The sequence below is a fragment of the Micromonospora sp. R311 genome (genome assembly GCF_056780015.1).
The window spans coordinates 1-24,526 of sequence record NZ_JBSWCE010000033.1 but is presented as its reverse complement, the minus strand read 5'-3'; the positions used below and the strand labels follow the sequence as shown (position 1 = coordinate 24,526).

Sequence of the window (24,526 nt, the reverse complement as noted above, 5' to 3'; positions counted from 1 at the left end):
ACAGGCTTTATAGGTGGCGTAGACTCTGCTCGTCGTGACCGGGCGGCGAGGGGAGGGGTATGGGCAGGCGGTGGAAGTGGTTCTTGCGGCCTCGGAAGGTCGTGCTCGACCTGACCGGGCAAGCGTTGCCGGACGGGGACGTGCCGGGGCGGTTTCGGCGGGTGGCGATCGAGCACGTCGTACCGAAGCTGCGGGCGACCTCGCGGTGCGACGGTGCGCTCGTCTACGAGCGGCCCGAGGAGCGGCCGGCGGCCTCCTCGGCGCGGAATCAGCGTGCGAGCCGCTACGAACCGGACCGGCGCGGCTAGCGGAACCGGGGGAGGTTCCCGACGCCGGCCGACAAGGCGTCGCCCGGCGGTGAGCCGGCCCGGTCCGCCCGGTCGGACGCGGATGACGACCTCTTCGCCACGCCTGCTCAGCTCGCCAGGGCGAACCGGCTGGTCGAGCTGCACTGGCGGAGCCCCACCGGGGATCCCCGTACCAGAAAATGCCCCTACTGCCGCGCCGACGGCACCTGCCCCCGGGCGGCCTGGGCCGACTCGATCATCGTGCGCTGTCTGCGGACATACTGGCGATGAACGTCTTCGACCTGTCGCCCGCGCAGATCCGCAACCGGCTGATCCTGCGGGCGCGGCGGGCGGCGCTGGCCGCCGGGACCGTACCGCAGCCGCCGGCGCCTCCGCGTGGCCACGGCGAGGCGGCGCCGGCGGTGGTAGCCCGGGTGCCGGTCGTTCCGTGCGTGTCCGTCGCCCACGGGGACGTGGTCCAGCTCGCCGAGTCCGACTACCGGTACGCGGACGGTCCGCTTCGGCTCCGGATCGCGCGGGTCCGGCCGGACCTCAGCGAATGGTACGACGGCGAGTGGGTGTGGTTCGAAGGCGTCGAGATCGGCCCGGGCGACCAGGATGCTGCGTTCCGGCCGGTGCTGGCCCGGGTCGCCCCGCTGCGGCCGGAGCGGTGACAGGTGAGCGTCGGCGCGCGCGCCCATCTCGCCGGCAAGTATCGAAGGGTGCCCGCAGCACGATGCGGTCGGTGAAGAACACGACCGACTGCAGCGGGCTGCCGATCGTGTGCCTGTCGACGCGGCCGCTGTCCAGAGTGAGTGACTGTGTCATCCTGCCCCCGCCGGGTCAGCGGGGTTGTCGAAAACCTGGCAACCTGGCTAGACGCTGAACCGCCCGGGAGGACTCGCCATGACCGACGCTCCGATTGACGCTGTCGATGACGGCGGCGACGATGCCGACCGAGAGGTTGTCGAGCATGAGCGGGCCGAACTGCGGGAGTTCATCAAGGGGCTGAGCCCGGACGATATCAAGTCGGGCGGCTGGTTCACCAAGCTCATCGCTCAGGGCCTGCGCTCCTATACCAATAAGGTCGACTGGCAATACTTCCAGGAGCGGTATGAGGGCGTACCCGCGGATGCCATCGTGGATCAGCGGATCAAGATGGCGGCTCGGTACGCCGCGCTCGAAGGTGGGCTCTCTGCTGGGGCCTACTCGGCAGCCATCATCGCCACCCTCGGGAGCCTTGGTGGTGCCTCACCGGCGACTGTCCCGGCCGCCGTCGCGACCTTCATGGTCGATGTCGCGTACATCACCCGGCTCCAGCTTCGCCTGGCCTACGACACCGCAGTCCTCTATCGAGTCCCGCTCGACCTGTCCGATCCCGATGACATGTGGAAGCTTATCCGAGTGGCCTTCACGATCAAGAGCGGAGAAATGGTCCGGGAAGGCGTGGTCAAGGCGGTCCCGGTCATGATGCGGCCGATGATCAAGCGCTTCTACTCGGGGGCGGTACTGAATGCCGCGAAGGGCCTCCCCTTCGTCGGCAAGTTCCTCCTGCAGCGCAACGTCATCAAGATCGGTATTCCCGTGGTCGGTGTTCCACTTGCGGTGGTGTTGAACCGCTATACGACGCTGCTCGCGGGGCGGCACGCGCGAGCCGTCTTTAGGAACGAGGCGCGGGTGATCGAACTCGCCGAGGGTCTGAGCAAGCGGAGTCAGCATCCCCAGTTGATGCTGTGGGTCGCGTGGCTCGTCATCACGGCGGACCACAAGATTGCCGACGATGAGGCGCTGTTGATCCGGCACCTGGTGAGGCTCGTCCGGGATCAGCATCAGGTCGTTGATCGACAGCTCGAGCACCTTGTCGATATCGACCCCGCCGAGGTGTGGCGACGCCTGGACGCCGAGCCAGGGGACCTGAGTGACATTCTCGACGCGGCCGGCCTTGTGGCCGCTGTGGATGGTGCCGTCAACGGGCTCGAGAAAGCAGTCATCTCCGAGCTTCGAGATCGCTGCCGTCGAGTCTGACCCCGCTGAGACGGAATGCTGACGGGCGTGCATCAACCGAGCATCTCCATCACGACCGCCTCGATCTCGGGAGTGGCAGGGTGCCGCGCGAGTTCGGCTCGGACGTGACGGCGCAAGGTCACGAAGTTCGTGGCCTCGGTGAGGCGCAGCCCGGCGACAGTTTCGGACTGCTGCCGACCGAGTTGCGCGAGCCGTTGGTGCGCCGCGATCGAGTCGTCGTACCGGGGGATGGGCAGGTCCCAGACGTGCTTGTCGATGTCGCGCTCGTCCTTGCCGTAGGACATCATGGGTCGGACGAGCTCGGTCAGCGCGCTGCTGTTCAGGATCGCGGACAGGAAGAGACCCTCCTCCCAGCTGGCGATGGGGGCCCAGTAAAGCTTGTGGTCGATGATCGCGGCCGGGTCGTCGAGGACGGCGGCGGCGACATGCATGCCTGCCTTGCCGTAGACTAGGCGCAGGGGTGGCGCGGGGAACTGCCCGGTCAGCTTGTGTCGGAAGTCGAGCTGCTCGGCCAAGGTGAGGCGCGCGCTGCTGCGGTGCGCCTCCCAGGTGGCTTCCGCCTTCCGCCACCATTCGGCGAGGCCGAAGTAGTAGTCGAGTCGGGAGCCGGGTCCGGTCATCAGCGCGGAGCCGTCGAGCGGCAGCACCGCCTTCTTCGCCGGCAGGATCCGGTACGGCAGCAGGTTCTCGCCGAGCAGCACGGGCCGGATGAACTCGCTCTCCACGACGCCTTCGAGCGCGGGCAAATCCTTCCATGGGGCCTTCTCCAGGTTGCTGCGCGCAGAGCGAACGGCGTGGCGGCCGGCACCGAGGCCGAGCCGCCCGCCGGAATCTGTCTCGACGAAGAACAGGATCTTGGGAAAGATCGTCGCGCCGTTGCGCACGTGTGGCTTGTACGGTGACTCGGCGAGGAGCGCCCGCCCCAGGGGGACGGGTTCCCGATGGATGCATGGTGCGGCCTGTTTCCACCTCCTGGCATCGCCGCCGAGGCGCCCCGTCCACTGCTCGGTGACCGATGGGAGGCCGCGAGGGCTGTGCGTGGCCGCCTTGTTGCCGAAGACGACACTGGCACCCCGCGGAAAAGGGTGGGGACGCAGGCGGCGCAGGTCCCAGGAGCCGGTGAAGGCAACCGCTGTCGGCTCGACCTCATCCTTGTACCACCCGCTGCGGAAGCCCTCGAAGTGCTCGCGGTCGAGCACGGCGTTGGGCAGGACGAAGGCGAACGCGCCACCGTCGCGTACGTATTGCTGGACGGCTCTGGCCACGAAGAGGCCGGAGAGGTCCTGCTGCGTCGCGAACTGATTGCCACGCCACAGCCCGCGGTCGCGGGAGAGCTTCTTGAACATCGCCTGCATGCCCAGCGGCATTTGCCGGTAGGAAAGCCACGGCGGGTTACCGATAAGGACGTCCACCCGGTTGTCGTCCATGGCGAGCCAGACGGGACGGGCCAGGTTGCGCAGGTAATAGCTCCAGATGTGGTCGCGGCCCTCGTCGTGCAGCCGGCACATCGCCTCGAAGGTACCGCGAATCATCGGCTGGTCGTCCGGTCCGATCTCCATGTGGTGGAAAAACGCCGCCAGCGACGGCGGGTTGGCCGGATCTCGTGGTTTTGCCGCGAGGCTGGCGAGCCCCGCGACGATCTGATCGAAGCGGCTTGGCTTATTCAGCAGGTCCTTCGGGAAGCGGAGCCATTCCTCGACCTCGCTCGCGTTGTAGCCGGCGCTGATCCTTACGTGCTCCTCGGTGAAGAGGTCGCGGCGCTCCCGCCACTGCATGCTGTCGCCGAGATAGACCGGGATGGTGATGGCGCCCCGCTGGTCGGTGAGCCGCTGGTGGCCGATAGCGAGGAGGTAGGTCACGCGCGCGAGCGCCACGGCGACGGGGTGCAGGTCGACGCCGACCACGTGGTGGGTGAGCTGCGTCAGCGCGGCATCGAGCGGTATGTCCGCCGTCTCGGCGGCGGCGAGATACCGGCGTACGGCGTGGAAGAGGAAGGTGCCGGAGCCGCAGGCGGGGTCCAGCACCCGTTGCCGCAGCGGATCGGTGACGACGGTGTCGACGAGGTGCTCTGCGAGCCAGTCGGGCGTGTAGTACTCGCCCATCCGCTTGCGCGTCTCGGTGCCGATCATCGACTCGTAGAGCACCTTGAGGATGTCGTGGTCGGCCCGCAGCCAGTCGAATCGGGCCAGCCGACGGGTGAGTCCCTGGATGAACTCCCGACCGCCGGGCACCTCGGTGGTCCAGCCGAAGAAGTCGTGCTCGACCACGCCCAGGATGCGGGCCTTGTCGAACCGTTGCCCGGTGATGAGATCGTGCGGCTGCAACTCGAGGGCGTCGATGCCGACGACCAGGTGCGCGATGATGTACGCGCTGTTCATCAACAGGGTGTGTTCGACGAACAGGTCCGGGTCGTCGATGAACTGGGTGCCCAGGGCGCTGTCGAGCAGCTCCGCCCACAGCTTCCGCTTCAACTTGACGGTCGGCTGCTGCTCGTGCTCTCCGTAGAGCGCGGCGAGCGCGGCGCGATCCAGCTTGTGGGAGGTGCTCTGCGCGCCAAGGCGGCGAGCCACCTCGGCGGGACCCGGCCGGACCCGCTGGCTCGTCGCCAGCACGCCTTCCAGCCAGTAGAAAAGAGCCAAGCCGTCGGGGCGGGTGGCCGCCAACGAGTGGGTGTCGATAAGGGTCAGCCTGTCGCCGGTCAGCTGGTACGCGCGCCAGGTGGCGCCGTCGGTGAGGATGCCGACGTATCGCTGGCCGCTCTCAAGGCTCCGCGACCGGACGTAGCCGCCGAGCTGCCGCTCGGCCTCCAACAGCGGGCGCCCGGTCTGGAGTCGTCTCTTGACCTCGATAATGGTGTAGCCGACCTCGATGTCGATGCGCCGGCCACCGCCGGCCGGGGCTTCGAGATCGACGTCGTCGAGGTGGCCATCGGAGAGCCCGAAGTCACCGGCCAGCAGAAGCTGGCGGATGTCGGCCTGCAGGGTCGCTTCACTCCGGGCGGCACGGCGGTCGGCGATCCGCGCCAGCAGTGGCTGCAGTGACGGGGGAAAACCGCCGGGCGCGCGCACCTGCGACCGGGGTGATGAGTGGCGGCTCCGGCTTCCGTCTGGCGTAGCGTCCGAGCGGGCCATACACCAGTGTGGATATTGAGACTCGCTGAATCCAAGAGATGGTGAATCACTGTCGGATTATGGACAGCTTATTTACGGTGACCTGGCCGAGCGGGCAGGAACCGATAGCGTCGGTGCACGTCAGCTCTGCCGATACGGTCCAAATCTACGAACCCGGTAGCCGGTAGGGTCGCACCCACCGCCTCGATCGATCACACAGGAGGCCGCGCCGTGCCGCAGCTCGCCTTGGCCAACAGCTTCTGGCAGAGCTACGACGTCCTGGAGAAGCCGGTCAAGGCCGGCGTACGCAAGGCGATGGAGAAGTTCCAGCAGCTCAGCATCGCCGAGCTGCACGCCGACAAGGGCCTGCACCTGGAGTCGGTGAACAACGCGCGGGACCCGCGGATGCGGACGATTCGGATCACCGACTTCTGGCGTGGAGTGGTGCTGGCGCCCGACGACGGCAGCGACACGTTCCTGCTGCTCAACGTCGTGCCGCACGACGACGCGTACACCTGGGCCGCGAAGCGGCTCTACACGGTGAACACGGCGACGCGGGCGCTGGAGGTCCGCAACGTCGTCGCCATCGAGCAGCTCACCCCGGCGCTGGAGAAGGCCGCGGCAGAGGCGCCGAGCCTGCTCTTCGCTCGCTACTCCGACACGGTGCTGCGTCACCTCGGCATCGACGACCAGGTGCTGCGGGCGGTACGCACGATCATCGACAAGCGTCAGCTGGACGCGTTCGGCACGCTGCTGCCCGAGGACCAGTTCGAGGTGCTGCAGTACCTCGCCGAGGGCTTCACGCCGGACGAGGTCTACCGCGACGTCGTCGCCGAGCGTCGGCCGGTGGACGCGACGCCGGAGCCGAGCGAGAGCCTGGCGGTGGCGATCGCCAACACCGTCAACCGGATCACCCTGGTGACGCGGCCGGACGAACTCGCCGAGATCCTCGACAAGCCCTTCGCCGCCTGGCGGGTGTTCCTCCACCCGTCGCAGCGACGGGTCGCGTACCGGGTCTCCTACAACGGGCCGGCCCAGGTGACCGGTGGGCCCGGCACGGGCAAGACGGTGGTGGCGCTGCACCGGGTCAAGCACCTGCTCTCCCGTACGCCCGACAGCCGGGTACTGCTCACCACGTACACCAATGCCCTGGCCGCGACCCTGCGGGAGAACCTGGCGCTGCTCCTCGACGACGAGGAGCAACTGGCGCGGGTGGAGGTGACCACGGTGAACGCGTTCGCGCACCGCACCGTGCGGGCCCTCGCCGGGCGGGTGCCGACCCCGATCGGCGACGTGGACGAGCGGCAGATCTGGCGGCGGGTATGCCGGAGACTGAACCTGCCCTGGACCGAGCAGTTCCTCGCCCAGGAGTTCCGGCACGTGATCCTTGCCCACAACGTGCAGAGCCCGGAGGAGTACCGCGCGGCCAGCCGGCGGGGGAGAGGGTCGGCGCTCGGCCCGCGGCAGCGCGACCGGGTGTGGGACGCCGTGGACATGTTCCAGAAGGAGCTGTCGGCGGCCGGCACCGCCACCCACCTGCAGATCTGCGCGCGGGCGGCGCAGCTGCTCGGCGGCGCCGACCCTACCGACCACGGCTACGACCATGTCGTGGTCGACGAGGCGCAGGACCTGCATCCGGCGCAGTGGCGGGTGCTGCGAGCCGCGGTGGCGCCCGGGCCGGACGACCTCTTCATCACCGGTGACCCGCACCAGCGGATCTACGACTCGCGGGTCTCGCTCAACGCGCTCGGCATCTCCGTCGCCGGACGCAGCAGCCGGCTGCGGGTCAACTACCGAAGCACCGAGGAGATCCTCTACTGGTCGACCGGCGTGCTCGTCGGGTCGCGGGTCGAGGACCTCGGCGGCGACGGTGACGACAGCCTCGCTGGCTACCGGTCACTGCTGCACGGCAAGCGACCGCATGCCGCGGGGTACCCGACGAGCCAGGCCGAGATCGCGGCGCTCGTGGAGCGGGTGGGGGAGTGGCTGGAGCAGGGCGTAGCGGCGAGTGAGATCGCGGTGTGCGCCAGGTTCAACCTGACTCTGGGCGACGTGCAGGAGGAGTTGGCCGCGGCCGGGATTCCGTCTGTGCGGGTTCGGGATCAGCCCGGGGCGGACGTCGACGGGGTGCGGCTCGCCACCATGCACGCGATGAAGGGGCTGGAGTTCCGGTGCGTGGCGGTGGTCGGTGTTACGGCACGGGCGGTGCCGTTTGGGAAGGAGATCACGTCGGCCGAGGTGGATCCGATGCAGCACGACAGCGACCTGCTCCGGGAGCGGTGCCTGCTGTTCGTTGCGAGCACCCGTGCCCGGGAGGCGCTACACGTGTCGTGGAGCGGGCAGCCCAGCCCGTTCCTGGCGTTCGCCACCGCGCGCTGACGCAGAGGCTGTCAGGCGCGCGGCCGCGTAGCAGCGTTCGCGCTCCTTCTGCCACAGCACCTTGTCGTCGAGGTTCTCGTACTCGGGGCGCAGCCGGCGGGCGAGCGCGTAGAAGCCCTCGTGCGGTCGGTCGGTCTTTTTGCCGACCACGAGGGCGCTCCAGATCGGCTCGCCTCGTTCAGCGGCACGCTCCGACACCTGGGCCAACGGCTGGCTCAGGAAATTCGCCTGGAGGCCAACGCGCCTTCCGAGCGGGCCGTAGCCGATGAGGCCCTCCGCGACGGCAACCCCGTAGAGAATGTCGGCGATCCGGTCGACGCGATCCATCTGAAAGATCTCAGGCATGGGGAGAGGCTAGTGATGGCGATCCCGTGCGAGCAATGGCGGTAGCGGCTAGGTTCTGTGGTCGACTGAGGTGCCGTTGTACCCGTCACCAATCTCACCGGTGGCGATTGTGGCTAGGGGCGGCGGCGGATCCTGGCCCGATTGGCGAATCGACCCGTCTACCTGTGCGTGGCCTGAAAGCCGTGGTCGATGAGACCATGGTCGCTGTGTCGAACGACTGTGTCCCTGTCCCGAATCGTCTCCGTGAACTGGTGGCGCGGTGGAACAACGATGGACGCCAGCCCCAGAACGGCATGGGGTGGAACCGTTCCACGTGGCAGGCAACGCTGCCGGAACATGGCGACCTTCTCGCCCAGTTGCCGGACCGTCTCGACCGCGAGTATGTGATGAAGCGTGGGGGCCGTGCCGCTGACGGTGAGGAAGCCGCCGTTCAGGCGTTCGTGACAGCGATGGTGTGGGGGTACGGGCCGGTCGGGTACGGCGCGTTCCGTACCGCCCGGGTGCTGCGCGAGGGCGTCGACGCACCCCGTGTTCTCCGCGAGGTGGCGTTGAGAACGCGCCGCGATGGCGGGGCCGAGACGTTCGAATGGCTGAATCAACACCGCCTTCGCTACCTCGGCGTTTCCTTCGCCACCAAGTACCTCTTCTTCTGTAGTGACGCGGAGGCATCGCCAGCGCTGGTGCTTGACCGGCGGGTACAGCGGTGGCTCTGGCAGCACGCCGACTGCCACGTCAGTCTGAACTGGAACGTCGAGGACTACCGCCGGTACCTGTGTCTGGTGACCAAATGGGCGCGGGATCTCGACCTCAGGCCGGACGAGGTGGAGTACCTGATGTTCGCCGACGACGGCTCGCAGCAGCTCACCGCCCAGGAGGTCTCCGAGGAGTCCGACGAGTTTGCCGTGCTAGACGCTCTCGACGAGGCTGCTGCCGCCTTCGCCGCTCTGCCGGGCGACATTGACGCAGACGACATCGAGGACTTCGAGCGCGGCGTACGGCAGTTGCGGCGTATCGTGCTGGCTCGCGGCTTCGTTCGGCGGGAGTCGCCGGAGTGATCATGCAATGGTCGAGTGGTGAGGGCTGGGGCCACACCGGACGCACGCCCTTTGCTGCGACCACTGGCACTCACCGGGACCGCGGGGAGGCGGTGTGTCAGGGCGAACGGTGATGAACGGCCGATACGTGTTGGAGCCGTTGCCAGTACCTGGCGGTGCGATGGGACAGGTCTGGTTCGGCCGGGACAGCACGCTCGACCGCGAGATCGCTGTCAAGTTCATCCGGTTGCAGGACGACAGGCACGACGACGCCCTCATACGGCGATTCCGCCGGGAGTCCCGCATCATGGCGCGGTTGGAGCATCCGGGCGTGCCGGCGGTCTATGACTGGGGCGAGCAGGACGGGCGGCCGTTCCTCGTCATGCAGCGGATCCGTGGCATCAACGTCTCCGACCTGATCGCGGAACAGGCCCCACTGCCGCTCGGCTGGGCAGCGGCCATCGCCGCGCAGGTCTGCTCCGTGCTCACGGCCGCCCACGAGGCCGGCCTGGTGCATCGCGATCTGAAGCCAGGCAACCTGATGTTGGAGCCGAACGGCGCGGTCAAGGTGCTCGACTTCGGCCTGGCGGTCGCTCCCGCAATGCCGGACTTTTCCAAGATCACCCATAGTGATCAGAACCCCGGGACCCTCGCCTACATGGCGCCGGAGCAGTTCCTCGGCGGGAACGATCCGAGTCCAGCGAGCGACCTCTACGCCTTGGGCTGCACCCTGCACGAGATGCTTGCCGGTGAGCGGCCGTTCAACGGGTCCACGACCTATCTGCTCATGAACCAGCACGTCCATGAACAGCCGCCGGCGCTGCGGGACGTACGCGCCGATGTGCCGGCCAGGCTGGAACGGCTCGTGCTCGACCTGCTGGCGAAGGATTCCAAGGATCGCCCCGCCGACGCCGAGACCGTCTACGAGCGGCTGCTGCCCTTCATCCGCGGACTGGGGCAGTTGCCTGGCGCACTCAACCCGCCGTCGCAGCGCAGCCCCTTCCGCATGTACGCGGGCGTGCTGAACCGGGTGTTCACCGATGTCCCACCGACTGTGCCGGGTCCCGCACCGGCACCGTCGCAGTTCACCACCTCCGGCGCCGCACTGCTACCCGGGGGCGAGAGCACGGCCACCCACGGGACCGATCTCCAGAGTCCACTGCAGCGTGCCGACATGTGGTTCGACAGCGGCGACTACCGGCAGGCAGCTCAGGCGTACGCCGAGGTCGCAGATGACGCCCACGTGAGCGAGGACCTCGACCGGCTGTTGCACTGCCGGAGGCGGGAGGCCACCTGCTACAGCCGCACCGGCGACGTCAATCGCGCGCTGCGGAGACTAGAGGGGCTGCTGCGGGACGTCGGACCTCTCCTCGACGGCGACGATCCCCGGATCGTTGACCTGCAGCGAGACGTCGGCCTGCTACAGCTCGGCGCAGGCCGGCGGAACGAGGCCAGCAGGACGCTCAACCGGCTGCATCGGAACCGCTGACCAGGCCATTCCAACCGCACGCCCGATTCCACTCGCGACAGACAGGCGGCAGGTTTGGTCGCGTAGCCAACACGAGGAGAGCACATGGGGGAGCCGGTTCGGCCGATCGAGCACATTTCCATCCGCGTGCCCTGGCACGACGGCGGATGGAACGGCACGGTGTGCCACGACCCGCGCGGCAACGGCACGTGCGTGCTGTTGCCGAACATTGGCCAGAACCGCCGCGACCAGCAGGAACAGAGCCTGGCCGGCAAGCCGATCGCCGAGCTGTCGCTCGCCGACGCGCCGCCGTGCGTCGCCGAGCGCGCCACCTTCATGTCGCCGCGTCCGATCCACTTCCAGCGCGTCCACCCCTTCACCGACAAGAACCCCGCATTCGCAACCTTCCTCCCCACGTCACAGCCGATGCCGCCCTACTCGGCCCAGGCGGTGCCGTTCCGGTGGATGTCGCGCGACGACGCCCAGGTGATCGGAGGGGAGCGCCAAATCGGCCTGCAGTTAGAGCTCGAGGAGCAGGTAGACGCGATCACCGGGTGGAAGAACATCAACTGGGTGATGCACGGCGACAACCAGAAGACGCTGCTCGACGCCTTCTTCGACACCGTGCAGCCCGAACGCAGCCTGGTCTTCTTCTACGCCAAGCACAGCCCGCTCACGGACGACACCCGCCGGCTGTTGGTTGGGGCGGCGATGGTCGCCAAGGTCACCCCCACCGGCGCCTACCGGAGCCAGGGCGGCGAGCGGTTCCCGGCGCAGATGTGGGAGACCACGATCGAGCACTCGCTGCGCCCGAACCAGCAGCAGGGGTTCCTACTGCCCTACCAGGCTCTGCTCGCCGCTCGCGACCACGACGGCATCGACATCAGCGACGCCCTCGCTTTCGCCCCCGAGGCGGGCTGGGTGGCCTTCTCGTACGTCAGCGAGCACGTCAGCCACGACCTCGCCATCGACGCCCTGCTCGCCCTGCAGGCGGCCGGCCGTAATGCCCAGCGGATCCTCGGCGACGGCGCCGGCCCACTCGGGTTCGACTGGCTGGAAGCCCAGCTCAACCGACTCTGGAAGCTGCGCGGCCCACGTCCTGGGCTCGCCAGCGTCCTGGCGGCATTCGGCGTGCGGCAGTCCGTCACCTTCGCCCACATGGTCGCCGCAGCGGCCGGTCCCGACGCGGATCCCTGGCCGACGCTCGAGCAGGCGATGACTGACCCAGACCGTCTCGGCATCACCGCAGCCGCACACCTGACGCCGAGCCTGCAAAAGACGTGGCAGGCGCTGAAACCCGAGCGGCGGGAACTGCTCCAACTGCTCAGCCGCTTCTCGCTGACCAGGGAGCAGGCCGAGCGGTTCTTCGTGGTCGAACGGCGTTACTCGGCGCTGACCGACGACGCTATTATCGCCAACCCGTACCTGCTGTTCGAAGCCGACCGCGACCAGCGGGAGGCGGTACCGTTCTCCGTCATTGACCGCGGCTGCTTCCCCGACGCGAAGATCGCCTCGGCTCACCCGCTGCCCAAGCCGACCGCGATGGACGACGAGCTCGACGCGCGGCGAATAAGGGCCCTCGTCATCGACGAGTTGCAGCGGGAAAAGGCAGCGGGGCACACGCTGCGTCCGCAGGCTCACCTGGTCAACCAGATCCGTGAGCGGGCTCAGCACGGGCTGAGTGCGCCGTGCCCGGTCAGCGCGGATGTTCTCGACGCGCACTGCCTCTCGGCCGGCACCCTGCGGCCGGGCGCGCCGCTGACCGGGGTGACGCTGCCCGACGGAGCGCCGGCGCTACAGCTCACCGAGTTGGCGGAAGTCGGCGGGCTCATCCGGGACCAGGTGGAGCGCCGGTTGAAAGGTACGTCGCTCAGCGGTGCACCGGACTTCGCCGCCCTGCTCGGCGACACCCTCGGCGACATCAAGAGCGACCTGACCGCCGAGGAGCGAGACGCCGAGGTACAGGCACGGAAGGAGAAGGTTGCCGCGCTGGAGACGCTGTACGCCTCGCGGATCAGCGTGCTCATCGGGCCCGCCGGCACCGGCAAGACAACCCTGCTGAAGGTGCTCCGGCACACCGCCCCCATCGAGTCCGGGGGAGTCCTGCTGGTCGCGCCGACCGGCAAGGCCCGGGTGCAGCTGGCGCACCGGGTGCAGGCGGACGCCGTGACCCTCGCTCAGTTCCTGATCAAGACGGGACGGTACGACCCTCAGAGCGAGCGCTACCTGATCACAAGAGATCCGCAGAGCCGCGCGACCAACTACAAGACCGTGGTCGTCGACGAGGCGTCCATGCTCACCGAGGAACAGCTCGCCGCGCTTCTGGACGCGGTCACCGGCGTGCAGCGTCTGGTGCTCGTCGGCGACCCGCGCCAGCTCCCGCCGATCGGTGCCGGGCGGCCGTTCGTCGACATCGTCCGGCGACTCGCGCCAGAGGACATCGCCACTCGCCACCCTCGCTGCGCGCCCGGCTACGCGGAACTCACGATTCCGCGACGGCAGACCGGCGATGAACGAGATGACCTGGTCCTGGCGAACTGGTTCGCCGATGGTGAGTTGTCCCCGGCCGCCGACCTCATCTGGGAACGGTTGCGTTCCGGTGAGAACATGGCGACCCTGCGAGCGGTCCGGTATCAGCGGCCGCATCTGTTCAGCACACTGCTCGCTGTGTTGCGTGATGAGATCGACGAGCTTCGGGACGTCTCCGAGGACGAACTCGCCGGCGCGTTCGGCAGCAGCTACGGCGGCCAAGTCTCCGACAAGGGCAACCTGTACTTTGCGAAAGGGGCCGGAGCCAAGGCCGACCGATGGCAGATCCTCTCCCCGGTGCGTGGTCGAGCCTGGGGCACCACCGAGATCAACCGTGCCCTCAAGGATGCGTTCGGGGCGAAGGCGCTGGCGCAGGCTGCCGGATTCAACCGTTACAACGCCAGTCCAATCGGCCCGGAGCGGATCGTCGTCGGCGACAAGGTCATCAACATCCGTAATCACACCTTCCGAGAATCCAGGGTGTATCCAAGGACCGCGGAACTGTTCGTTGCCAACGGCGAACTCGGCGTGGTGGTCGGGCAGACCCGCTGGCAGGTCAAGAAGCGACCCTGGAAGACCGAGGTCGAGTTCAACGGGCGCCCGGGTGTCACGTACGACTACTACGACTGGGCCGATAACGATCGGGCAGCGATGCTGGAACTCGCCTGGGCCATCACCATTCACAAGGCACAGGGCAGCGAGTTCGGAATCACCATCGTCGTGCTGCCCGCCGACGGCGCAGGCTTGAGCCGCGAACTGCTCTACACCGCGCTGACCAGGCAGAGCAGGAAGGTGATCCTGCTGCACGAGGCCGAGCTGAACGATGTCGCGAAGCACAGCTCAGCTGTATGGTCCGACACGGCCGGCCGTCTGACGAACCTCTTCGTGCCCTCCGAACCGATCGAGGTCGACGGGACCGTCATTGACCGCGGCCTGGTGCACCGCACCGACGGTGGAGAACTTGTCCGCAGCAAGAGTGAAGTGATCATCGCGAACCTGCTGCGGCAGCTGAATGCCGTCTACAAGTACGAGGAGCCGTTCACCGGCGACGACGGTCGAACGGTCCGGCCGGACTTCACCATCGAGACGGACCTCGGCGACACGGTCTACTGGGAGCATCTCGGCATGCTCACCGACCCGCGGTACGCGACGAAGTGGGCGGAGAAGAAGGCGTGGTACGCCCGCAACGGCGTGCTGCCGTACGAGGAGGGCGGCGGCCGCCGCGGAACGCTCGTCATCACCGACGATCTCAACGGCGTCGACGTGCCGAAGTGGCGCGAACTCGCCCGCAAGGCCCTGGGAGTGTGAGGGCAGGGGTGATTGAGCTACGGGACGTCGTCAGGCAGTGCGTCGAACGGTTGGAGAGCTACCGGCGGAACGCGAAACAGGTCACCGAGCAGTACACCAAGGCCGCGTTGATCGAGCCCGTCATCGCCTCGCTTGGGTGGGACGTGCTCGACCCGGATGAGGTGCAGCGTGGGTATAGACGGGGCAGCAGTGACAGTTCCGTGGATTACGCCTTGCTGATGCTGCGTACGCCTCGGCTGTTCATCAGGGCAAAGGGCCTCGACGACGATCTTGACGATCCACGGTGGGCGGCTGAGTTGTTAACGGACGCCGCTGAGGCAGGTGTGGAGTGGGTGGCGTTGACAGACGGCGCCGAGTGGCGTGTCTACAACGCGCGTGTGGCTGGTCCTGTCGAGCAGAAGCTGTTCGGTACCGTCCGCCTCGAGAAGGACGTTGAAGGTGCAGTCGAGATCTTGTCGCTGCTCAGCAAGGCAAGCATGCAGGACGACCGGATCTCTAAACTCTGGCCTGGCTTCCTCGTCGACCGGCAGGTGCATGCCGCACTCCTTGACCTGTTCAGCGAGGACCAGCTGCCCCACCTCGTCGCGTTGCTCTACCGTCGGTTGCCGAGACTGAGCCGAGAAGAAATTCGACTCAGTCTCCGTCGGGCGCGAGTGACTTTCGACTTCCCCTTAGCGACCGATCCCCTCGCCGCCGAACCGGCTCGGGCACCGGCCGAGCCTTCCGCCGCTCCTGTGCAGGAGGCCGACGTACGGGTGGTTGAGGCCGAGCCCCTTCCGTTCCGCCCCGTGGCCCAGCGCCGTCCAGGCAAGCAACGCGTGAGTTCGGAGGAGCGGAAGCTGCGCCTCTCCGACATGATCGGGGTTGGTCGCCTGCGGCCGGGATGCACCCTCGTCGCCAAGTACTTCGGGCAGCACTACCAGGCCGAGCTTCTTGCCGACGGCAGCATCCGCTACGGTCGCCGGTCATTCACCTCGCCCTCAGGTGCCGGGGAAGCGGTGAAAATCGACGTGCACGGCCGTGACATCGCGCCCTCGACGAAGGCAACGGACGGGCTCGACTTCTGGCATACGGAGGACGCACGTGCGGGCGACTTCGTGTCGCTCAAGGAGATCCGTCGCAGGACGGCGTCGGACCTGTCCCGCTCCGACTTCTCAAACCAACCCTATTGAGGAACCCGCGTTGCGTGGTGTGGCGGCGTCTCCGCTGAGGTGGTCACTAGCTTGCCCAACGGTGCGGTTGGTAGGGCGATCCAGCCCTCGGTGCTGCCGGCGGCCAGGTCGGCGGGACCGGGACGGGTGACCTCGCCGATTGCGGCCGCCCGTGCGGTCAGGGCAGCGACAACGGCGTCGAGTGCGTGATCGCTGGTCCGGCACACCGACTCGAAGGCACCGAGTTGCAGCCATGGCGCAGCGTCGGCCAGCCGGTCCACCAGGTCCCCGCGGGCGACGAGGTTCTGCCGCCCTTTGTATCCACGATGGGGCAGCCCCCCACTGCTTGAGTGACGCCGCGGGGTAGACCTCGACCAAGGTTCCGCCACCGGTTCGGTCCACCGGTTGCCCGTCCTCGGCGAGCCGGGCCAGCAGAGCGGCGCAGCGCATCGCGGTGTGCGCGATGCGATCCGCAGCCACGCTGAGCGAGAGACGACGGGTCAGCTCGTGGGTTACCAGATCGGTGCGGCGCCAGGCCAAGCTCCTGCGCCAATCCCGGCCGATCAGGTCGGTGCGGGCGGTGAGATTTCCGCGGTGGTGGGCGACGATGAACTCCACGAACGGCTCGGGCCAGCCCAGTGGACAATCGATCCCAGCCTTCTCCGCCGCCGCCACCGTGCGCAGGAGCTGATCATCGCCTGCGCCGATGATCAGCTCCTCCAACGAGGCCCCGGTCGCCGTCCACCGGATCCAGGCGACAGCGGTGGTGGTGTCCTCCGCCAGCAGGTCAACTCCCGCCGTCAGCATCCGCCCAACCTAGTCAATTCCTGCGGATCCGTACATTAATCAGGTCCCGTCGTCGCCGGTCATGTCGAAGCCCGATCCGGCAGCCCGTTCACCGCCCATTCTCGGCGGCACGGGGGAATCTGCGGCAATCGCCGCTGGGAGTTGCGGCTACCGCTGCTCCCCAAGCTCCGGTTGGCCGCTCGACCGGTGCACGTTCGCCTCCAGAGCCGATCCAGGTGACCATGCAGTCCCGTCTACAGTCTCAGCCGTGGAACGAGCTGAGGTCGTCGTCCGGCAGCCGAACCGGAATACGGAGCCTGTCCGGGTCGGCGCGGTGCTTTCCGTCGACGGGACCAGGTGTCTGGTCCGGTGGGAGGACAACGGGGAGGAAGAGGTCGTCGTCGCCGGCGGCTCGCTCAGGCGTGCCCGGCGTGGCTCGCTGCGCCACCAGGCGCTCGTCGACCCGACCCCCATCGCCGGCTGGTTCGCCCAGGACCCCAAGGGCATCATCCTCCGAGTGCTGCGCGAGCAGGGCTCGTCAATGACGTCGCTGCGTATCCGAGAAGAACTCGAACAGCTGGGCCTCGACTCCGCGGCCGTGAAGACGGCCTGGGCCACCGCGAGCAGGGTGCTCAGCAAGAACGGCGATGTGGAGGTGACCGGGAAGGGGCGAGCTGCGAAATTCCGGTGGATCGGTCCCGACGACCAACCCGCCGGCGTTGCCGCAGCGCCTGCTCCTGCCCCGGAACCGGTTCCTGATCCGTCACCGGTGCCTGAGCCTTCGCCTGTTCCTGCCCCAGAGCAGCGCCGGCCCGCTTCCGACAGTTTGGTCGTACAGGTGGTACCGGTCGCGGAGACAGACGCAGCGGCAGACGACGTTGGGACGGAAGAGCCGGTCGCCCCCGAGAAGGTCACACCGCCCGCGGCGCAGCCGTCCCTCGCCGACCGGATCGCCGAGGTAACCGGCGACCTGCACCCCGCTCAACTCCAGGACAACCTGTCCCGACCGCTCGCGGTCGGGGCGCGCTTCGGTCAGCTCGAGAGCCAGCAACTCGACGCCTTCCTCACCGCCCTCTCCGACGAGGATCGAACGGTGGCGGAGAACCTGCTGCTCGCCCTGCCACGGCAGTCCGCCGCGATCGACGGCGCGCGCCGACGTACGCCCCTTGACGGGTCGGTCGTGGCCTTGGTCCTCGACGCGGCCGCTGCAGAGCTTCGCGCGTACGTTGAACCGGAGCCCGCCGTCGTCGCAGCCGCAGCCTGGCTGCTCCGGCGGGCGGCGGCGCTCGCCGACCTGCCGGCGACGGCCGTTGCCCCAATGATGGCCCTCCTCGTCCGGCTTGGTGCGGCCCGTCGGGACCAGGATCTGGCGGTCGTCGACGCTGCCGTCAGTGTGCTCGCCCGCCTCCTTCCGGGCCTGCCACGCGACCAGCGCGCCGGTCTCGACCTCGGCGGCCTTCCGCAGGCGGTGTCGCACCTTCCGCTGCGACCCGAGGGCGGCCGGGCTGCCCTGCTCGCCGCGGTCGGCAAGTTCCGGAGCAAGTCCCTGCTGCTACCCGAGTGGTGGGAGGGCGTGACGGTGGACGCCCTCGCCGAGTGCGCGACCGGGGTGCTCGGCGGCGTCACCTCGCGTTCGGAGATCGTCGAGCAGTACGTCAAGCCGCTCGTGATCCGGGAGTTGTCCCAGGTCACCTCCCGGACCCGGCTGGGTTTCCTGCTCGGATTGCCCGGCGAGTTCGTCGCGGACCTCTCCACGGACACAGTGGTTGCCGCCTTTCGACGGGTCGCCGGAGGCGACCAGGTCGTGGCCGGGTGGGTCGGCGCGCTGGCCCAGGAGCAGCGCGTCGAGGCGTTGCGGCGCGACGTGGAGCGGGCACATGCCGAGGTCGAGTCGGCCGAGCAGCGGATTGAGGCCGCGGAGCGGCGGGCGGCCGCCCTCGCCGAACGGTGTGATCGGTTAGAGGAGAGTCTGCGTGCGGAGCATCGCCAGGCCGCATCACTCCGCTCCGCACAGGACCGGCAGATCCAGATCGACATCATCCGGTCGTTGGCCGACCTCGCCGCCGAAGTGGAGGAACTTTCCGTCGAACAGACCGCACCGGAAATACTCGTGGAACGGGTACGGGCGCTGGTCTCCGCGCAGGCGTTGGAGCCCGTGGGTCAGGCCGGACAGAAACTGACCTTTGATCCGACTGTCCACGAGCCCATCGTCGGTGTCCCAGGAAGTGGAAATGCGGTTACGGTCATTCGACCTGGATACCGCTGGTGCCCGCCGGGTGAGGACATCCTCATCGAGAAGGCGCTGGTGACGACGACGTAGGAGCACTCATGGGGGGAGCCCACGGTCACGCCGTCGGGGTCGACTTCGGCACGTCCACGTCCCTGGTGGCCACGCGGGCGGGTCGCCGTCCGGTGGAGATCGCGCCGCTGGGGCGTACCACCCGATGGTTTCCCTCACTGGCGGGCTACCGCGGCGGGACACTGCTCGTCGGGGAGGACGCCGATACCCTGCCGAGCGACCAGGTCATCCGGTCCATCAAGCGGGCGATCACCGACAACGAGGAGACCGTATCGCTGCCCGGCCTTGACGGGCCGCGCATCGTGTCGGCGGACGAGGTCATGGTGGCGGTCCTTGCCGAGATCGGTGACCGCGCGGCCAGAGCCGGTGAGCCACTCACGTCCGATCGTGAGCTCCGGCTGGGCTGTCCGGCGATGTGGGAAGGGGCGCAGCGGCAACGGCTGCTCGACTTGGCAGCGAAGGCTGGTCTGCCGGTCGAGGGCTCGTCACTGGTCGACGAACCCATCGCCGCTGGCATCGCCTGGGTCACTCACCGCTTCCTCGCCTACGGCGAGCGACCGGCGGGCCGACTGCTCGTCTTCGACATGGGCGGCGGCACGCTCGACATCGCTGTGCTCGACGTGGTCGGCGGCGCCCACCCCGAGGTCTCGGTGTTGACCGCGCTCGGCACGGCCTACGCCGGCGACATGCTCGACCATGCGATCGCCCGGGACCTCCTCGAGGACCTTGGCGGCCGCGGCTTCGACCTGGAGGCGGTGCGGCAGCCGGAGTTGCTGCGGGCGCTCGTGCTTCGCGCCGCTCGTGACGCCAAGGTGAACCTCTCCCGCTTGTCCGAACACCGGATCGTGCTGCCGTCCCGCGGGATCGGGGCAGTGCCGATCCTCACGTACAGCCGAGAGCAGCTCGAGGAGGCATTCCGCCCCCAGATGGACGCCGCCGAGCAACTGGTGTGGGCCGCACTGCGCGCCGCGCGGCTCACCGAGCGCGGCAACCGGTCGCCGTCCGAGCTTCGCGCGATGGGGCCGGTAGCGCTCAGCCCGGACATCGACTACGTGTTGCTCGCCGGCGGCATGAGCCGCATCCCGTATGTGGAGCGCCGCATCGGGGCCCTCTTCCCGAACGCGCAGGTCTTCGACGACGCAGGTGTCCAACCTGACGAGGCCATCGTGGCAGGGCTAGCCGACACGGCCGGCTACGAGCGGCTGAACCTGCATCGGCCGGGCTTCGACTTCGTTGTCGAGTGGGACGAGGGCGGGCAACTCCGCCAGGAGACCCTGTACGCGGCGTACACCCCGTTCTATGAGCCGTGGCAGGTCCTGAACGGTCAGTTCGATCTCGGCTACGAGCGCCATGGCCGCGACTTCCCCGGCCCTCAGCACGGCACCGGCCGGCTGCGGGTACGCGCCACAACCGGTGAGCCGCTCGGCTTGACGTTCGACGGACAGGTCATGGACGGCGTGCGCCTGACGTTCGGCCGCAACATGGGATTCAAGCTCTACTGCGACGGTCGCATCACGATCCGCCACGGGTCCGGCCAGCGGGTGCGGATGCGGGTCGACCGGTGGCCGGTCATCCGGGGACGTGACCACGCGCAGCTCGTGCTCCGCAGCGCTGAGGAGTCGACGCCCACGCCCCCTACTCCCTGGTACATGGAGAAGGAGTGGGCTCCTCCGACTCGATGAGGGCGACCGCTACGGCGCTCAGCGAGATCTCCAGATCCTTCCGGGCGGCCAGCTCGTGCCGGATCTCCGTCCGGCGGGCCCGAAGGTTACGCAGGCGTCCCTCATGCAGGCGGACGATCGTCGCTCCGCGGCCCTCAGTGCGTAGCCGCTGGAGGAGCTCCTGGGTCTTCTGGATCTGAAGGTCCAGCGAACCCTCCCGGGCGCGGATCCGTCCCTCCACGAGCGCCGCGTTCTCCTGCCGCCGGAGCCGTTCCGTGTCCCGGTGCCGGGCCGCGAGATGTTCCTGAGCCTGGCGCCACAGCTCGTGCGGGTCCGCGGGCGGGGCCGACCGGCCGTCCGTGAGGGTACCTTCGGCCAGCGCGGTGAGGATGGCGTCCCCGGCGGTGGAGTCCGGCTGGCGCGTGTCGAGGTCGATCGCTGTCGCCCAGAGCTCGAGCAGCGGCCGCAGTCCCGAGGTCTCCGCGAGATCGATCGTGACCAGGTAACGCTTGCCGGGCGGCAGCCCGGGCACGGCCATCGAGCCGAAGCGTCGCAAGTCCAGCGTCTCGTCGTCGAGCACCTCGAGGGCGAGCTTGACCAGTGGATGCCGGGCTGACAGCAGCTCGACGTCGTGCTTGCTCGCCGCTTCCGGCTGGAACGTGCACTCCAGCGGGGTCCCGTTCTGCAGTAGCGCGGCGAGCTTCGACCGGGTGAGTTTGCTGCCGCTCTTCTCACCCACCCTGCTCGACCGCAACCGCTCCGCCAACTCGCTCGAACCGACCAGCTGGAAGATGCCGCTCCTGTCCGGCTTCCGTCGCTTGCCCCCGAGCCGCTGGAAGAGCTTGTCGAGTAACCTCTGGATTTCGGCGGGGCCGATGAAGCGACCGTTGCCAGGCCCGGCGTCGGTCAGCCCTTCGACGAGCAGACCGTCGAGGCCGGACAGCTGCGCCTGCGATGCCCGCAGCGCCTCGGTCTCGTGCGAGCGCTGCTGCACGGCCACCGCTATCCGGTCGATCTCTCTCCGTCGGCTGGCGGCGCCGAGCCGGGGGTCGAGCAGCTGCTTGGTGATGTCGCCGAGCTGGTCGCGCAGGATGGGTTCAAGCTCACCGATCGAGCTCTCGAACACACCGATCCGGTCGTAGAGCCGTTGGAAGATGTCGGTTTCGATCGTGCCGGGCACGTGCATGTTGTAGATGAAGATCTTCTCGTGCTCCTGGCCGAACCGGTCGAGACGACCGATGCGTTGCTCGACCCGCATCGGATTCCACGGCAGGTCGTAGTTGACCAGCACGTTGCAGAACTCGAAGTCCAGACCCTCGGAGCCGACCTCGCTGAGCAGGAGTATCTCGAACTGCCCGGCGCGGAACTCCCGCATGATCGTTTCTCGTTCCGGCATTGGCACGCCGCCGTGCATGACCCGAACCTTGAAGTGCTCCTGCAGACGCCCGGCCAGGTAGGCGAGGGTGCGACGGAAGAACGAGAAGATCATTACTTGCCGTAGACCCGCGGCGCGTACCCGGAGCAGCTCGGCGAGAAGCTGGTCGTACTTGCTGTCGACGCGGAGCGGAACGGCGAGCGTCGGGACGTCCAGCAGGCCGATCACATCGGCGGTCGTGTCCTCCTCGGGGTCGTCGACCTCCTGCGAGAAGTAGTCCGGGTTGCGCTCCCGGATCAGCTGCTGGGAAGCCGGGATGCAGCTCGCGGCCTGGCGCAGCGGCATCTGCATGGCGAAGCCCGGGGGAGTGTTCATCTCCAGGGCCCGACTCATGTACCAGGCGTAGACCGCGTCGTAGTACGCCTGCTCCTGCTCGGTCCACGCGACGTTGATGTTCCGGGGCTCGCGGACCGCCTTCCGGTCGGGCACCTCCGCCTTGCGGGTGCGTGTGAGCACGCTGCCGAGCACGTTCAGGTCGGCCAGCAGGCGGCGAGCCCGAGCCACTTCGTCGTGATCTAACGGACGGTCGATGTCGAACAGCGAACGGAGCAGTCGGTAGTCCGGTCGCCCGGTGACGGCCGGCCCGAACTGGAGCGCATCGAGGTCCGACAGGCGACGCACCAGCTTGCGCGGCGTCTGCCGGCCCTCGTCGAGTAGCTTCCCGGCGACATCGTTCAGGATCTGGTTCGGCTCGAGCTGAGCCTCGAAGATGGCCCGGTCGCCGAAGTGGCCCTCGTCCAGGAGGCTCATCAGATTGAACAGGTCGTCGTTGCCGAGGTTGAGCGGCGTCGCGGAGAGGAAGATCAGGTAGTCGGACCAATCGGCCAAGAGCCGTCCGAGCGCGTGCGACTTGCTCTCGCGGTTCCGTAGGTAGTGCGCCTCGTCGACGATGACCAGATCGAAGCGCGGGTGCAGGCCATTGAGCTGTTCCAGGACGCCGTCGGCGCCGCGCAGCGACTCGAGCGAAACGACACCGTGCAGGCCCGGCTCGTCCCGGTTCGCCAGTCGCTCGGCAAACTCGGCGAGGTCGCGTGGTCGAAGTATCTCGAGCTGGCGGTCGAACCGCCGACCCATCTCCGCCTTCCACTTGAGGGTCAGTATGGCCGGCGCGACGACGAGGACCCGTTCGAGCCGCGACCGTTGCTCCAACTCGCTCCAGATCAGGCCCGCTTCGATGGTCTTGCCGAGCCCGACCTCGTCGGCGATGAGCAGGCGTCCGGACGATGCGGTGAGCACCTTGAGAACCGGCTTGAACTGGTACGCCCGGAATACGGTCTTGCTGGAGGCGAAGGAGTAGAGCGTGTCGGTGAGGGGATGGCGCAGCTTGGTCCAGGTCAGAGTGAGCGACAGATCCTCGGCACCTACCGGCGGTTGCGAGAGCCAGAAGGCTGGGTCCCGCGGGTCGCCGACCATCAGGACGAGCGAGTCCTCGTTGTATCGCTTGATCTCCCCGTGCATGTCGACCTGGTACTGGTACGTGCCAGCGAGCGGCAGCACTTCCTTGACTCGACCTATACCGCCGGCGCCGCTCTTGGTACGGACCATGTCACCACGGCGGAACGCCGCCCGGCCGGCGAACGGATCGGCACCGGCCCAAAGGGCGTCGTACACGATGCCGGCGTGCACCAGGTGCCCGTCCTCGGCGTACCGGGATCGAGCGCTCTCCGGTCGGGTGGGCTCCCGCCCGGACACCACGATCGTCATATGCCAGACGCCCGCTCGCCTGAAGGCGTACGTGCCCCCGTGGACCAGCCGGACCAGCGGGTTCGCCGGCGCTTCGCGCACCTCGCCGGCGAGGGTGCTCACCACATCGCGATAGGTCTCGGGTATCTCACCGACGACCAGGCAGGTCGCCGGCTCAAGGTGCGTCAGCCAGTCGAAGCCATGCTGTGGCGGCTCGTACCGAAGGTCGTCCTCGATCACGTCCTTGCCCCCCGTCCTACCTGCGTACGTGAAGCCCCGATCCTGGTAGAGGAAGAGTCCACGCTGCAGCGCCCGGTTGTCCAGAAGCCCGTCCGCCTTTTGACCTGACTGTCGCTACGGCCCGCCCGTCCCGCGATCGTGGACCTGACGGACAAACCCAGCACAGGGTCGGGATTCATGGCGATACGGAGGATGACGGTCCACATCAGGCGGAGGAGGATCGGGCAATGGCTGTCTTCCTGACTGAGCTTGACCCACGGGCCAGGGTGAAGGGCTCGCGGGACGGGCTCGGCGCGCAGGCGGTGTGGTCGGCGATGGGCCGGCCGCTGGTCGGCAACCTGACCACGGTGACCGACTCCCTGCCCGGCTTCACGACATTGCTCGTCGGGTTGCGCCTGGCGGAGCGGACCGTGGCCACCGGCTATCTCCAGCCTGAAGACACCGGGAACGCCTTCCTGGTCTGGGAGCAGATGGCCGGGTACGCCCGCCACACCGTGCACGGTCACCGTGGCTTCTTCGGTCTGCAACGGATCGCCGCGCGTGCGGCCAAGGCCGGCGGCAACGGCGGCAGGGTGCACCTGTCCGCCGGGCCGGAGCACCAGATCCTCGGCAACCAGAAGACAGACGGGCTGCTCGGCAACTACAGCGCCCTGTCCCGCCCCGGGTTTGATGGAGACATCGAAACCTGGGAGGAACACCAGCGATGCCTGCACCGAAGAAGTACAACGATGAGCTGCGTGAGCGTGCGACTCGATTGGCGGTCGAGGCCCGTCGGGATCCGGTGTC

The 24,526-nt window shown here is 68.1% G+C and carries 15 protein-coding genes and 1 pseudogene; 12 read left to right on the top strand and 4 right to left on the bottom strand.

Annotated elements, in window-relative coordinates:
• Positions 1–101 precede the first annotated feature (101 nt).
• From AC1WTP_RS25495 to AC1WTP_RS25485, 3 genes are all read left to right on the top strand, one after another.
• Complete coding sequence (locus AC1WTP_RS25495; RefSeq protein ID WP_481651802.1) at positions 102–308, top strand: hypothetical protein; 207 nt, start codon at positions 102–104, stop codon at positions 306–308.
• A gap of 266 nt (positions 309–574) precedes the next feature.
• Positions 575–961, top strand: a complete 387-nt coding sequence (locus tag AC1WTP_RS25490; protein WP_481651801.1) for a hypothetical protein — start codon at positions 575–577, stop codon at positions 959–961.
• Between the two features lie 232 nt (positions 962–1,193).
• Entirely contained in the window at positions 1,194–2,312 is a 1,119-nt protein-coding gene (locus tag AC1WTP_RS25485; RefSeq protein ID WP_481651800.1) for a hypothetical protein, read from the top strand.
• A gap of 32 nt (positions 2,313–2,344) precedes the next feature.
• Here the strand turns inward: AC1WTP_RS25485 and AC1WTP_RS25480 are convergent, their stop codons facing one another.
• Entirely contained in the window at positions 2,345–5,380 is a 3,036-nt protein-coding gene (locus tag AC1WTP_RS25480; RefSeq protein ID WP_481651799.1) for an N-6 DNA methylase, read from the bottom strand.
• Between the two features lie 273 nt (positions 5,381–5,653).
• Here AC1WTP_RS25480 and AC1WTP_RS25475 point away from each other — a divergent pair, with 273 nt between their 5' ends.
• A complete protein-coding gene (locus tag AC1WTP_RS25475) occupies positions 5,654–7,801 on the top strand; it encodes a UvrD-helicase domain-containing protein (RefSeq protein ID WP_481651798.1) in 2,148 nt (715 codons plus the stop codon).
• On the opposite strand, the gene AC1WTP_RS25470 is transcribed toward AC1WTP_RS25475, so the two are convergent.
• Positions 7,742–8,146, bottom strand: coding sequence for a hypothetical protein (locus AC1WTP_RS25470; RefSeq protein ID WP_481651797.1), 405 nt, complete (start codon positions 8,144–8,146; stop codon positions 7,742–7,744). The two genes, AC1WTP_RS25475 and AC1WTP_RS25470, sit on opposite strands and share 60 nt — an antisense overlap.
• Positions 8,147–8,328: 182 nt before the next feature.
• On the opposite strand from AC1WTP_RS25470, the gene AC1WTP_RS25465 reads away from it, so the two are divergent.
• The 4 genes from AC1WTP_RS25465 (at position 8,329) to AC1WTP_RS25450 (ending at position 15,657) form a co-directional block, all read left to right on the top strand.
• On the top strand, positions 8,329–9,201 hold the full coding sequence (locus AC1WTP_RS25465) for an 8-oxoguanine DNA glycosylase OGG fold protein (RefSeq protein WP_481651796.1): 873 nt from the start codon (positions 8,329–8,331) through the stop codon (positions 9,199–9,201).
• A 160-nt stretch (positions 9,202–9,361) separates the two neighbouring features.
• Entirely contained in the window at positions 9,362–10,669 is a 1,308-nt protein-coding gene (locus AC1WTP_RS25460) for a serine/threonine-protein kinase (protein WP_481651795.1), read from the top strand.
• Positions 10,670–10,753: 84 nt separating this feature from the next.
• A complete protein-coding gene (locus AC1WTP_RS25455) occupies positions 10,754–14,485 on the top strand; it encodes an AAA family ATPase (RefSeq protein ID WP_481651794.1) in 3,732 nt (1,243 codons plus the stop codon).
• Between the two features lie 8 nt (positions 14,486–14,493).
• Positions 14,494–15,657: a restriction system modified-DNA reader domain-containing protein gene (locus AC1WTP_RS25450; RefSeq protein ID WP_481651793.1), complete on the top strand. Its 1,164-nt coding sequence runs from the start codon at positions 14,494–14,496 to the stop codon at positions 15,655–15,657.
• Here the strand turns inward: AC1WTP_RS25450 and AC1WTP_RS25445 are convergent.
• Positions 15,651–16,443: pseudogene (locus tag AC1WTP_RS25445) on the bottom strand (DUF429 domain-containing protein). The gene AC1WTP_RS25450 and the pseudogene AC1WTP_RS25445 overlap by 7 nt on opposite strands.
• Before the next feature lie 247 nt (positions 16,444–16,690).
• Between AC1WTP_RS25445 and AC1WTP_RS25440 the strand changes: the two are divergent.
• Both AC1WTP_RS25440 and AC1WTP_RS25435 read left to right on the top strand, forming a co-directional pair.
• On the top strand, positions 16,691–18,742 hold the full coding sequence (locus AC1WTP_RS25440) for a hypothetical protein (protein ID WP_481651792.1): 2,052 nt from the start codon (positions 16,691–16,693) through the stop codon (positions 18,740–18,742).
• A gap of 8 nt (positions 18,743–18,750) precedes the next feature.
• Positions 18,751–20,403 (top strand): Hsp70 family protein, encoded by a 1,653-nt coding sequence (locus tag AC1WTP_RS25435; protein WP_481651791.1) that lies wholly within the window; start codon positions 18,751–18,753, stop codon positions 20,401–20,403.
• On the opposite strand, the gene AC1WTP_RS25430 is transcribed toward AC1WTP_RS25435, so the two are convergent.
• A complete protein-coding gene (locus AC1WTP_RS25430; protein WP_481651790.1) occupies positions 20,357–23,443 on the bottom strand; it encodes a helicase-related protein in 3,087 nt (1,028 codons plus the stop codon). The two genes, AC1WTP_RS25435 and AC1WTP_RS25430, sit on opposite strands and share 47 nt — an antisense overlap.
• 117 nt (positions 23,444–23,560) lie before the next feature.
• Between AC1WTP_RS25430 and AC1WTP_RS25425 the strand changes: the two genes are divergently transcribed.
• Both AC1WTP_RS25425 and AC1WTP_RS25420 read left to right on the top strand, forming a co-directional pair.
• Positions 23,561–23,848: a hypothetical protein gene (locus tag AC1WTP_RS25425; RefSeq protein WP_481651789.1), complete on the top strand. Its 288-nt coding sequence runs from the start codon at positions 23,561–23,563 to the stop codon at positions 23,846–23,848.
• 119 nt (positions 23,849–23,967) lie between these two features.
• A partial coding sequence (locus tag AC1WTP_RS25420) for a hypothetical protein (protein WP_481651788.1) occupies positions 23,968–24,526 on the top strand: 559 nt, incomplete at its 3' end.

Excerpts from the sequence above, each read along its gene's own strand:
- AC1WTP_RS25490 (WP_481651801.1), top strand. The coding sequence starts at position 575 with ATGAACGTCTTCGACCTGTCGCCCGCGCAGATCCGCAACCGGCTGATC.
- AC1WTP_RS25435 (WP_481651791.1), top strand. The coding sequence starts at position 18,751 with ATGGGGGGAGCCCACGGTCACGCCGTCGGGGTCGACTTCGGCACGTCC.
- AC1WTP_RS25485 (WP_481651800.1), top strand. The coding sequence starts at position 1,194 with ATGACCGACGCTCCGATTGACGCTGTCGATGACGGCGGCGACGATGCC.
- AC1WTP_RS25455 (WP_481651794.1), top strand. The coding sequence starts at position 10,754 with ATGGGGGAGCCGGTTCGGCCGATCGAGCACATTTCCATCCGCGTGCCC.
- AC1WTP_RS25460 (WP_481651795.1), top strand. The coding sequence starts at position 9,362 with ATGGGACAGGTCTGGTTCGGCCGGGACAGCACGCTCGACCGCGAGATC.
- AC1WTP_RS25470 (WP_481651797.1), bottom strand. The coding sequence starts at position 8,146 with ATGCCTGAGATCTTTCAGATGGATCGCGTCGACCGGATCGCCGACATT.